The organism is Streptomyces sp. NPDC057438 (assembly GCF_042802995.1).
Lineage (GTDB): Bacteria > Actinomycetota > Actinomycetes > Streptomycetales > Streptomycetaceae > Streptomyces.
This window is the reverse complement of record NZ_JBHVDD010000022.1, coordinates 24,796-36,603: the sequence shown is the minus strand read 5'-3', so window position 1 is coordinate 36,603 and position 11,808 is coordinate 24,796. Positions and strand designations below refer to the sequence as shown.

The 11,808-nt window shown below is 70.3% G+C and carries 10 protein-coding genes; 6 read left to right on the top strand and 4 right to left on the bottom strand.

The window, feature by feature from the left end; all coding sequences use genetic code 11:
* Nucleotides 1-246 precede the first annotated feature (246 nt).
* From ACFU5F_RS15175 to ACFU5F_RS15155, 5 genes are all read left to right on the top strand, one after another.
* Complete coding sequence (locus ACFU5F_RS15175; protein WP_383886972.1) at nt 247-3,726, top strand: DNRLRE domain-containing protein; 3,480 nt, start codon at nt 247-249, stop codon at nt 3,724-3,726.
* Between the two features lie 141 nt (nt 3,727-3,867).
* Nucleotides 3,868-4,314 carry a VOC family protein gene (locus ACFU5F_RS15170; RefSeq protein WP_383886970.1) on the top strand — a complete coding sequence of 149 codons (447 nt, stop codon included), beginning with the start codon at nt 3,868-3,870 and terminating at the stop codon, nt 4,312-4,314.
* A gap of 121 nt (nt 4,315-4,435) precedes the next feature.
* Nucleotides 4,436-4,867: a hypothetical protein gene (locus ACFU5F_RS15165; RefSeq protein ID WP_383886968.1), complete on the top strand. Its 432-nt coding sequence runs from the start codon at nt 4,436-4,438 to the stop codon at nt 4,865-4,867.
* Entirely contained in the window at nt 4,864-5,382 is a 519-nt protein-coding gene (locus ACFU5F_RS15160; protein WP_383886966.1) for a thiol-disulfide oxidoreductase DCC family protein, read from the top strand. The genes ACFU5F_RS15165 and ACFU5F_RS15160 overlap by 4 nt, the downstream gene beginning before the upstream one ends.
* A 9-nt stretch (nt 5,383-5,391) precedes the next feature.
* Nucleotides 5,392-6,198: a TetR family transcriptional regulator gene (locus ACFU5F_RS15155; protein ID WP_383886965.1), complete on the top strand. Its 807-nt coding sequence runs from the start codon at nt 5,392-5,394 to the stop codon at nt 6,196-6,198.
* A 237-nt stretch (nt 6,199-6,435) separates the two neighbouring features.
* Here ACFU5F_RS15155 and ACFU5F_RS15150 read toward each other — a convergent pair whose 3' ends face one another.
* From ACFU5F_RS15150 to ACFU5F_RS15135, 4 genes are all read right to left on the bottom strand, one after another.
* On the bottom strand, nt 6,436-6,828 hold the full coding sequence (locus ACFU5F_RS15150; protein ID WP_383886963.1) for an ATP-binding protein: 393 nt from the start codon (nt 6,826-6,828) through the stop codon (nt 6,436-6,438).
* A 116-nt stretch (nt 6,829-6,944) separates the two neighbouring features.
* Nucleotides 6,945-8,498 (bottom strand): ABC transporter substrate-binding protein, encoded by a 1,554-nt coding sequence (locus tag ACFU5F_RS15145; protein WP_383886961.1) that lies wholly within the window; start codon nt 8,496-8,498, stop codon nt 6,945-6,947.
* Between the two features lie 192 nt (nt 8,499-8,690).
* Nucleotides 8,691-10,067, bottom strand: a complete 1,377-nt coding sequence (locus tag ACFU5F_RS15140) for a metallophosphoesterase (RefSeq protein WP_383886959.1) — start codon at nt 10,065-10,067, stop codon at nt 8,691-8,693.
* Nucleotides 10,068-10,083: 16 nt separating this feature from the next.
* Nucleotides 10,084-10,326, bottom strand: a complete 243-nt coding sequence (locus tag ACFU5F_RS15135) for an SCO4848 family membrane protein (RefSeq protein WP_383886957.1) — start codon at nt 10,324-10,326, stop codon at nt 10,084-10,086.
* 127 nt (nt 10,327-10,453) lie between these two features.
* Between ACFU5F_RS15135 and ACFU5F_RS15130 the strand changes: the two genes are divergently transcribed.
* A complete protein-coding gene (locus ACFU5F_RS15130; RefSeq protein WP_383886955.1) occupies nt 10,454-11,749 on the top strand; it encodes a D-alanyl-D-alanine carboxypeptidase family protein in 1,296 nt (431 codons plus the stop codon).
* Nucleotides 11,750-11,808: the final 59 nt, after the last annotated feature.

The following is an 11,808-nucleotide window of genomic DNA, read 5'->3' as shown; positions in this document are numbered from 1 at the left end:
CCGCAAACACCCATGAAATCAAGGCGGTTAGCTGCCGTTCTGCAGCACTTTGCCCCAAGAGGGGCCGTCACCGCAGCAGTTGCCGACGATCACGCCCAACACTCTTTACGGTTCCCGCTGTTACTCGACTCATTCGACGCCCTCCCTTTGCGATGGGTGACGACAGCGCTCTCGTGAGCCATCATCGGCTGGCCCGGCCGAGCCCTGTCCCGCGCCGGTTCCACAGGGGGAAGGGGAATTCGCCCGATGACGCGCAAGGAGCGCAACGGGCGCCGCGTGCCCGGCGGACGGACCACCGCCGTCGTACTCACCGCGGCGCTCGCTGCCACCGGCATCACTTTCATCGGCCTCGGCCTGGACCAGCCGGGTCCGCACGGCAGGTCGGGTGGCGACCGCAGGGCGAAGCCGGTCACGGACGCCGCCGCGCTCGCGCGGGCCGCGAAGACCGGGAAGCCCGTCGAGGTCACGGCGCTGCGAACGGCACGGTCCACCACCTGGGCGCGGCCCGACGGCAGGATGGCCAAGAAGCTCTACTCCTCCCCGGTCCGGGCCAAGGTGGGCGGCGAGTGGAAGGACATCGACTACGACCTCCGCCGCACGGGGAACGGCTGGGAGCCGAAGGCCACCAACACCAGGATGGTGTTCTCGGCCGGCTCCGAGGCGACACGTGACGGCGAGGAGCGTGCCTCCCGATCCACCGCGCACCGGGTCTCCCTGCTCAAGGGCCTCACGACAGTCACCGCCGCCGACGCAAGCACCCTCGTCACCCTCACCGTCGACGGCCACGACATCCACCTCACCTGGCCCGGCGCGGTACCCGCACCGATCGTCGACGGCTCGCGCGCCCTGTACCCGGAGATCTTCCCGGGTGCCGATCTGGTGCTGACGGCCGACGACGACGGCTTCGCGCAGTTGCTGGTCCTGAAGAACAGGCAGGCCGCGGCGGACCCGCGCGCCCAGCAGCTCACCTACGGCATCACCTCGGCGGACCTGTCGTTCCGGCTGAACCCGATCACCGGCGTCCTCGCCGCCGAGGACGCGGACGGTGAAGAGGTCGCGCTGTCGCCGACGCCGCTGATGTGGGACAGCAGCGGCGCCCCGGCGGTCACCGACGGTTCGGTCGGCGCCTCCGCGCAGCCCACCGACCCGGAGAGCCCCGACGCCGACGACTCGTCGACCCCGACACCGGGCGACGACGCGAGCGCCACCGAGGAAGAACTCGTCGAGACGGACGAGCAGGTCGACCCGGACCCCGAGGAGCTCCCAGTGGGCACCGACGACCCCGCGCCCACTCCGTCGGACTCACCGCCTCCCTCCGCACCGGCCGAGCCGACGCCCGAGCCCTCGCAGTCCGGCTCGGCGGCCACCCTCAGCCTGCCCGGTCTCGACGGCCCCTCCCCCGACTCCCGCGGCGAGCTGGTCGAGACCGACCTGTCCGGAGGGAACTGGCTCCTCACTCCCGACCAGGACTTCCTCCGCGACCCGGCCACCACGTACCCGGTCTTCGTCGACCCGTCGGTCAAGAAGCACGTCCAGAACTGGACCACCGCGTACAGCCGGCACCCCAACGCCACGTTCTACAACGGCAAGGGCTTCAACAAGGGTGGTACGCACGAGGCCCGGGTCGGCTTCGAGTCGGACACCTGGGGCACCTCGCGCTCGTACTTCAACATCGACTTCGACAAGGACCTCAAGGGCACGAAGATCGTGTCGGCGAAGCTGTACATGCTGGAGACGTACTCCTGGTCGTGCAGCGCCCGCTCGATGAGCGTGCATCTCACCGGCAAGGTCAACGGACGGACCAACTGGAGGAACGCGCCCAGGCTGCACGACGGCAACAAGATCACCACCAAGAGCTTCGCGCACGGCTACAAGTCCGGTTGCCGGGACGCCTGGGAAGGCTTCAACGTGCGTACGGCCGCCCAGAAGAAGGCCGACGACGGCCGGGACACCATCACGTTCGGGATGCGCGCCCGCGACGAGCACTCGCAGTACGCGTGGAAGAAATTCCAGGCCAACGGGGAGAACCCGCCCGTGCTCGAACTCGTCTACAACCGCAAGCCCGCCGCTCCCACCTCCCTCGACCTCGGCCCCGACGCCAAATGCACCACCACTCAGCCGTACGTCCGGATGGGATCGGGAAGTCTGACCTTCACCGCCAAGGCCTCCGACAGGGACAAGAATCTCGACTACTTCGACTTCGACCTGTGGCCGCACGGCAAATGGGCGAAGACGGGCGACCTTCTCGGCAAGACCGGCAAAGTGAACGCGCGCGACGACGACAAGGGCACCGCGCTGGAGACGACCGACGAGTTCCCCACCAGCAAACTGACCAACGGCACCCTCTACTCCTGGCGGGTGCGGGCCCGGGACGACGCGGGATCGTTCTCACGGTTCTCCCCGGCCAAGACGCCGTGCCGCTTTGTCCTCGACACCACCGCACCGAAGCTGCCCAAGGTCGGTTCCACCGACTTCCCCAACGCCGACACCGACGAGAACGGTTTCGGCAGCGGCGCCGACGACTCGAAGTGGAGCACGAAGAAGTTCGGCACGGCGGGCACCTTCACCGTGCGCGCCCTCAACACGGACGTCGTGCGGTACGAGTACGGCTTCAACTCGCCCAGCTACCCCTTCCATCTGGACCGGAAGGCCGGCACCTCGACCTCCGTCAGCGCCACGCTGACCAATGCCAAGCCGCCCACCGCCGGGCCCAACGTGCTGTACGTGCGGACCGTGGACGGCGCCGGCAACGTGTCACAGCCGACGAAGTACTTCTTCTACGTCTCCCCGCGCGACCAGGCCGACTCACCCGGCGACTTCACCGGGGACAAGCTCCCGGACCTGATGACCGTCACCGAAGCCGGCAACCTGTCCCTCTACCCCTCCCAGGCCACCAACGACCTCGCCAAGGGCTCCGGTGACCTGGACTACTCGATGGCCGGCGCCTACCGGGCCAACCCCGACAAGGATCCGAACGGCGACGACCTGCCTCCGTACGCCGGCGCGCCCTCCGGGCACTTCAAGGGCGCTCTGATCACCCACAACGGGGACATCTACGGCGGTGACGGCCTCCAGGACCTGGTGGTGCGCGTCGGCGGCAGGCTGTGGGTGTATCCCGGCGACGGCTACGGCGCCGTCAACATCGACAAGCGCGTGGAGATCCTGCTTCCCGAGGGGGCTCCCAGCCCTGCCTCGCTGACGCAGATCGTCTCCACGGGCGACGCCACCGGCGACGGCCGTACCGACTTCTTCGCCACCGCGGGCGACGAACTCTGGGCTCTCACCGGTTACCACGGGGCCACCATCGACCAGGCGACCCGGCTGTCGGCCTCCGCCTGGACCGAGCGCGACATCGTGACCGTCCTGGACATCACCGGGGACGGCGTGACGGACCTGGTGTACCGCGCGGACGTCCACTCCCAGCTCATGCTCCGCAAGGGCAAGGCGGCGAGCGGCGGCGGCACCGACCTGGACTCCCTGTCGTCCGGCGCCGACTCCTCCGGCGGCACCGATCTCGAGTACGGCTCCGCCGGCTGGTCCGAGGCGAACATCCCGCTGCTCATCGGAACGCCGGATGCCAACGGGGACGGCATCCCCGACATCTGGACCGTGCGTTCCGACGGCTCGGTCCGCTTCTACGCCGGCGGCAAGACGGTCCTGTCGGGCTCGGGTACGGAGATCATCGCGCCCGCGAGCTACTGGAAGACCCGGATCGCCATCGGCTGACCGGAGCGAGCGTGGGACGGGGGCCGGTCGCGGGAAGCCGCGGTCGGCCCCCATCGCCATACCCAGGCCACCGTCCCCCGACCGCGCAGGCGCGTGCTGTCGCTCCCGCCGTCGTCCCGGCCGACGCTCTAATCTGACGACATGTCAGACAAAGAGTCACATGCGTCACATCTGTCACACGAGTCGCACGAGTCGTACGACCTGCTCGGTTTCGACAACGTCCTCCTCCCCGTCGGCGACCTCGGCCAGGCCGTCTCCTTCTACGAGCGAGCCGGCTTCGACGTGGGCTTCCGGCTGGACGAGGCCGGGGTCGCGGGGCTGAAGGTGGGCAAGGAGACGCCCGGGCTGCTGCTGCGGGTGGAGGAGGAGCTGCCGCAGCGGCCGCCCGTGTGGGCCTCCGCGCGAGTGTGGCTGGAGGTGCCCGACGCACGGGCCGCCGCACGGGCCCTCGCGGCGGCGGGCGTGCCGCCGCTCGACGCCCCGTTCTCCGTCGCCACCGGATGGACCGTCGAGTTCGCGGATCCCTGGGGGAACGTCATCGGGCTCACGGACTACAGCAAACGGCCGGAGCTGGCCCGCACCCCATGACCGGCCCGCACCGCATGACCGGCCCGCACTCCATGACCGCTTGAACGTGTTCAAAAAGAGGTCTACAGTCTCTCCCAGGACGCTTTGAACGCGTTCAAGAATGTTGCTGAGGGGTGGGGACATGGATCTCACGGTCGTCGCGTATGTCGTCTATTCGCTGGTCAGCGTGGGGCTGACGGTATGGGTCGCGCGGACGTTGAGCAGGAACGGGCGGATCTTCCTCTCGGACGTACTGCGAGGGAACGAGACGCTCGCGGACGCGGTGAACCATCTGCTGGTGGTCGGGTTCTATCTCGTGAACCTGGGCTTCGTGGCGCTGTACCTGAACGCCGACGGCGCCATCACCACTCCGCGCGAGGTGTTCGAGGAGGTGTCGGCGAAGCTCGGCGTGGTGCTGCTCGTGCTCGGGGCGCTGCACCTGGGGAACGTGTTCGTGCTGAACAAGTTCCGGCGGCGGGGCGTCATGGAACGGGAGCAGCTGCCGCCGGTCCCACCGCAGGGCTGGGTGGCTCCGACAGGCGCTCCGACAGGCGCTCCGACGGGGCACGCGTGAGCGCCGCGGCCGGGCCGGCCGCCGTGGACCGGGGCGCCGAGGGCGTCCCGGTCCACGGGCTCACCGTGCTGTACGACGCCGGGTGCGGGCTGTGCGCCTTCCTGCGGGAGTGGCTGGGCAGGCAGCGGCAGTTGGTTCCGCTGACGTTCGTGGCGGCGGGTTCGCAGGAGGCGCGGCGGCTGTTCCCGGCGCTCGATCACGGGGAGACGCTGGAGGAGATCACGATCGTGGGGGACGGCGGGCAGGTGTACCGGGGGTCCGCGGCCTGGATCGTGTGTCTGTGGGCGCTGCGCGAGCACCGGCCGCTCGCACACCGGCTGAGCACCCCGACGGGCGCCCGGCTCGCGCGCACCGCCGTCCTCACCGCCGCGAAGTGGCGGGGCGCCCACCGGCAGCCCGGCTCGGGCTGCGGGAGCGGCGGGGCCGAGCTGACGGGATGGGCGTACGACCGGAGGTACGGGTGGGTGTACCGGCCTCCCGGTGACTGTGACACCGGTACCTGCCCGACTCGTTAGGCTCTGCCTGTGCCCGCAGCGAACGACAGTCCCAGCCCAGAGCCCATTGACGACAAGCTCGCCGCGGGGCCCGGCGGCCCCGGGGACGGTACGGAACAAACCGGCCCCAAGGGCTCCGCCAAGTCCGAGCAGACCCGCGCGCTGATCCTGGAGACCGCGCTACGGCTGTTCCAGGAGCGCGGGTACGACAAGACGACGATGCGGGCCATCGCGAAGGAGGCGGGGGTCTCCGTCGGGAACGCCTACTACTACTTCGCCGGCAAGGAGCACCTGATCCAGGGGTTCTACGACCGGATCGGCGCCGAGCACCTGGTGGCGGTGCGGCCCGTGCTGGAGCGGGAGAAGGATCTGGAGGCGCGGATCGCCGGGGTGCTGAAGGCGTGGCTGGACGTGGCGGAGCCGTACCACGAGTTCGCGGCGCAGTTCTTCAAGAACGCGGCCGATCCGCAGAGCCCGCTGAGCCCCTTCTCCCCCGAGTCGGAGGGGCCGCGCGAGGAGTCCATCGCCATCCACCGCGAGGTGCTCGCCGGGTCCAGGGCCAAGGTCCCGGACGAACTCCGTGGGATTCTGCCCGAGTTGATGTGGCTCTCGCTCATGGGACTCGTCCTGTACTGGGTCTTCGACCGGAGCGAGGGGCGCGCCCGCAGCTACCGGCTCGCCGAGCGCGGCGCCCGGCTGACGACCCGGGGGGTCTCCCTCGCCCGGTTCCGCGCTCTGCGCCCTCTGGTCCGCGAGGTCCACGAGCTGTTCACGGACTTCCTGCCCGGCATGACGAAGGTTCCGCCGGGTCCCGGAGCGGCGGACCGGCAGGACTGATCACGGCCTGACGGAGGAGGAGGCCGCGGTCCGGGATCGCAGGACGATCAGCCACCCACCACCGGCCACCACCACCCGCCACCGGCCACTGGTGATCAGCCACCGTCGTTCAGCAACGCGCGGCCGACGACCGGCGACGCCCGACGGGCAAACCGGCAACGCGGACGGGCGTCCGGCGATGGCTGAAAAGCGACGGTCACTCCGTCGTGTCCTCGGGGGAACGCGGGAAGGGTGCGGTCAACCCACCAAGGCCCAGACCGTCTTCCCGTGCCGCCCCCGGCTCCACACCCCCCACGCCGCCGCGAGGTGATCCACCAGCCTCAGCCCCCGCCCCGTCTCCTCCCACTCCCCGACCTCCTTGAGCCGGGGCACGGCCGTCCCCTCGTCGGACACCTCGATGAAGCAGGTCCCGTCCGCCAGCGCGGTCACGGCGACCTCGAACTCCCGCTCCAGCAGGGGGCCATGGCGTACGACGTTGCTGGCGAGCTCGGAGACGACGAGCACGATGTCGTCCAGGGCCGGGGAACCCTCCCCGTGCCCCCAGTCGACCAGGTGTTCTCGCACCCGTCGCCGGACGAGGCCCAGGGACGCCGGATGGCGGGGCAGCCGGAAGGAGTCGCGTCTCAGCACGTTCGCTCCTCACCCCGAACCCGCCCCCGACACAGAAGATGCGCGGCGCGGGTGCGCCGTGTCACTCCCGCACACCCCCGGCCCACGAGTTCACGTCACCTGTCACGAGGCGTCCGTCATATCCATTCCAGCCGCCACAGCCGGAACACCCCGGTCCCGTCCGACAGATACTGCGCCCCGCCGACGTCCTCGCTGCTGAGCACGTACTCCTTGCGCTGCCACAGCGGGATCATCGGCACGTCCTGGGCCACGACCTCCTGCAGCTCCTTGAAGTCGGACACGGCCCGGCCGCGGTCCGCGTAGCGCTGGCTGTCCTTGATGAGGCGGTCGGCTCGCTCGCTGGCGTAACCGTTGCTCAGCGAGTTGCCGCTGCCGACGAGCGGCCCGCCGAAGGTGTCGGGGTCGGGATAGTCGGCCACCCAGCCCACCCCGTACGCGTCCAGCTTGCCCTCGGCGTACCGCTTCTGGAAGTCGGTCCACTCGTACGCCTTGGTCGTCACGTAGAACAGCCCGCTCGCCTCCAGCTGCTCCTTCAGTTCGGCGGCCTCGGCGGCGCCCGAGCCCCGGCCCTCGGCGTAGCCGTAGGTGAAGCGCACCGGCATGCTGACGTTCGCCTCGTCGAGGAGGCGGCGGGCCCGCTGCGGGTCGGGCTGGGGGTTGGCGTCGAAGAACGAGGTGGTGTGGCCCGTGATGCCGGCCGGGATCAGCGAGTAGAGCGGGTCGGTGGTGCCCCGGTAGACGTCCGCGACCAGCTTCTCGCGGTTGATCAGCGCGGCCATCGCCTGCCGTACCCGGCGGTCGTGCAGGGGCGAGTCCGCCCGCACGTCGAGCACGAGGTTGCGGGTCTCGGTGCTGTCGGCCTCGGTGACCCGCTGGTCGGGATCGCTGGGGGACAGCGCGGCGAGCGTCTCCGACGGCAGCGTGCGGGTCACGACGTCGACGCGGCGCGCCTTCCACGCCTTCTGCAGCGCGGCCGAGTCCCGGTAGTAGCGCATGAGGACGGGGCTGCCGGCGGTCCGGGCGACGCCCCGGTAGGCGCGGTTGGGCGCGAGGCGGGCCTGCTCGGCGCTGATCGAGACCAGCGAGTAGGGGCCGGTGCCGTCGACGCCGGCTTCCGTGCGCAGCCGGTTCGTCGGGTACTTCGTGCTGTCGACGATGGACCCGGCGCCGGTGGCCACCTTGAACGGGAAGGTGGCGTCCGGCGAGGAGAGGCGGAAGTCGACGGTCAGTCCGTTCGCGGTGACCGACCGCAGGGTGTCGAGCAGTGTGGCCGGGCCGACCTCCGCGTTGATGCGCTTGACCCGGTCGAAGGAGTACTTGACGTCCTTGCCGGTGACCTCACGACCGCTGGGGAACCTCAGGTCGGGGCGCAGGGTGCAGCGGTAGACCATGAAGGCGTTGCCGAGGAACTCGCAGCTCCGGGCGGCGTCCGGAACCGGTACGGCGCCACCCGGTGCGAAGGTCAGCAGCGACTGGAACACACTGCTGTACATGGCCCAGGATCCGGCGTCGTAGGCGCCGGCCGGGTCGAGCGAGGTGACGGTGTCGGTCGTGCCGACGGTGATCGTCGTGCTCTCGTCCAGCTGCGCCGGCAGTAACTGCCAGCCGCCGATCGCCGCGATCGCCAGCACCAGCAGCGACGCGAGAATCCGCAAGCGAACCGACCGCATCGGCGCCCCTCCCAAGGACCCCACCCGGCCCACTACGCACAGTGGTTCCGCGGTGGCGCGGATCACCTAACCACAGTCGGCCGTGTTGGCGGAAGGCAGGTTTTGTTGAGTTGAGAAAGAACTTAGTAAGTGCATTGCCCATGCGTTTTCGAAACTCTTCGGGACAGGTGGGGAAAGGCTCCTGACGCCCCGTCACGCCTGCTTCGACGCCAATTGCACCACCGTGATGTCCGATGGTGCCCCGACCCGTACCGGCGGCCCCCACGCGCCCGCGCCCCGGCTCACGTAGAGCTGGGTGTCGCCGTAGCGCTCCAGGCCGGCGAGGGTGGGATTGGCCGCCTGGGCGACGTACGTCATCGGCCACAGCTGCCCTCCGTGCGTGTGACCGGAGAGCTGGAGGTCGACCCCGTGGTCGACGGCGTCGTGGATCTGGACGGGCTGGTGCGCCAGGAGCACGACGGCCCGCGAGGTGTCCCGGTCGCCGAGCGCCTTGGCGAAATCGGGCCCCTGGCCCTCGTCCTCGCCCGCGATGTCGTTCACTCCGGCGAGATCGAGATACGGCAGCTCGCGGCGGGCGTTCTCCAGCGGGGTGAGGCCCAGTCGGCGCACCTCCTCGACCCACTGTGCGGCCCCGGAGATGTACTCGTGGTTGCCCGTGACGAAGTAGCTGCCGTGCCGTGCCTTCAGACCGGCGAGGGGGGCCGCCGCCGGGCCGAGGTCGGCCACGTCACCGTCGACCAGGTCGCCCACCACCGCGATCAGGTCGGGCTGCGTCGAGTTGATGGTGTCGACGACCTTCTGCGCGAAGCCCCGGCCCAGCATCGGCGAGAGGTGGATGTCACTGACCACCGCGATCCGGAACCCGTGGGCCGCGCGCGGCAGTTTCGCCAGCGGCACGGTGACCCGCTTGAGCTTGGGGCCGCGCACGACCCCGTACGTGCCGTAGCCGACCGTGCCGACGGCCGCGGCGGCGACGGCGCCGCCGACGACCCGGGAGACGAAGAGGCGGCGGGACGGGTCGGCGGGGGCCGTGGGTTCCGTCCCGGCGGGCGGGGCGGGGCGGCCGGGATCGGCGGGCGTGGAGGCCGTGGTGTGCGTCTTGCCGGTGGGCGGCACGGCCGTGGTCGTCGTGGCGTGCGTGGGCGCGGGCGCGGACTCCGTGGCCTCCGCGGGCTGCGCCCCCGCCGGCACCGGCTGGGGCTCGGGCTCGCGCTCCGACGGCTCGGGCCGCTGCGCGGGCGCCGGGGCGCGACGCGCCACCAGACGGCTCACCAGCGGCCGTACCAGCTCCCCCGCCAGCAGGCCCAGCAGCAGGTACAGGGAGAGGGCGAGCCACATGAAGCCCGGCCAGGTCAGCGTTTGCTGCAGCCAGAAGGGGGCGTGGGCATGCTCGGCCGCGAACCCCGCGAACATCAGCACCGGTCCGACGACGAACACCACCGTGCCCACCCGTCTGGCGAGGCCCGGCCCCCGGGTCGTGTCACGCACCAGGCGGCGCCAGGCGTACCAGTGCAGCGCCCCGAAGGCGCTCAGCACCAGCAGGGCGACCAGGACGAAAACAATGATCATCACGTCGTACTCCCGGTCACGCGGTCCGGCGAAGGGCGCGCACTCCACGCAACCCGATGACCCCGATGGCCGTCCCAAGAGCAAGGGAGACGACGGCGAGCGTCAGATGCACCCAGAAGTACGCCGTCGGATCGCCCGCGTCGTCGAACGCGAGCCCGCTGCCGTCCTTCCACAGGTTTTTGATGAAAGTGATCCAGATGACCCAGCTCCACACCCCGAAGGCGAGCAGGAACCAGGAGAGGGGGCGGCTGAGCTTCATGCGTTCAGTATCGCCGCCGGCCGCAGGCTCTTCGCGCCGGGGTGCGAGCGGGGGCGCGAGTCGGAGAGAGCGAGCCACGGCGTGCTGCGGTGGGATTTACCGGTCGGAGCCATGTACTTTCTCGATCGTGCCCGCCTCCCAGAAGACCGCCAGGCGCCCCCTGATGGTCACCTCAGCCACCCTGCTGTCCCTTTCCCTCACCTCGCTGACACTGACGGCCGCCCCGGCCTTCGCGGCGAAGCCGTCACCGAGTTCGAGCACCTCGCCGTCCGCGACTCCCCCGGCGACCATGTCGACCGTCGGCGGCGAGCTCTTGGGCAGGCCGGGCACCCAGGTTGCCCTCGGCAGCGACGCGCCGGTGCTGCCCAAGGGCATCAGCGCCCGGTCCTGGATCGTCGCGGACGCCGATTCGGGCGAGGTGCTGGCCGCGCACAACGCGCACTGGCGGCTGGCCCCCGCGAGCACCCTGAAGATGCTGTTCGCGGACACCCTGTTGCCGAAGTTCAGCAGGAACGACAAGCACAAGGTCGTCCCCTCCGATCTGGCGGGCGTCGGCGCGGGCTCCAGCATGGTCGGCATAAAGGAGAACGAGACGTACACCGTCAACGATCTCTGGCTCGGTGTCTTCCTTCGCTCCGGCAATGACGCGGTCCATGTCCTGTCGGCCATGAACGGCGGTGTGAAGCAGACCGTCGCGGACATGAACGCGCACGCCGAGGAGCTCCAGGCCCTCGACACGCACGCCGTCAGCCCGGACGGCTACGACGCCAAGGGGCAGGTGTCGTCCGCGTACGACCTGACCCTGATCGCCATGTCGGGGCTGCGCAAGGAGGACTTCCGGAAGTACTGCTCCACGGTGCGGGCGAAGTTCCCGGGCGAGACGAAGAAGGGGAAGAACGGCAAGAAGAGCCGGTCGTCCTTCGAGATCCAGAACACCAACCGACTGCTCACCGGGGACAGCGGTCTCGACTCCTACCAGGGCATCGCGGGTGTGAAGAACGGCAACACCACGAACGCGGGTGCGACGTTCACCGGGGTCGCCCAGCGGGGCGAACGGGCCCTCCTCGTCACCGTCATGCATCCGGAGAAGAACGAGCACAACCAGGTCTACAAGGAGACCGCGAGCCTTCTCGACTGGGGGTTCAAGGCGGCGGGCAAGGTGACGCCGGTGGGGGAGCTGGTGTCGCCGAAGAACGCGGAGACCTCCGGCGGGAGTGCCGAGCCGAGTGCCCAGCCGGGGGCCACGGCGTCGGCGTCGGCGACCGCCCCCGGCGGGGCGGGCGGCAAGTCCGTGGCGGCGAGTGCCTCCGGCAGGGGCGGCGGCGTCGGAGTCGCGCTCGGGATCATGGGTGGTGTGCTGGTGCTGCTGGCCGGTGCCGTGTTCCTGGTGAATCGCAAGTGGCCCCTGCGCGGACGGAAGTAGGGCGGGCGGGGCGCGGGGCGCGACCGCTCCGGTGACGGCGAGAGGAGCGAGCGCCGACC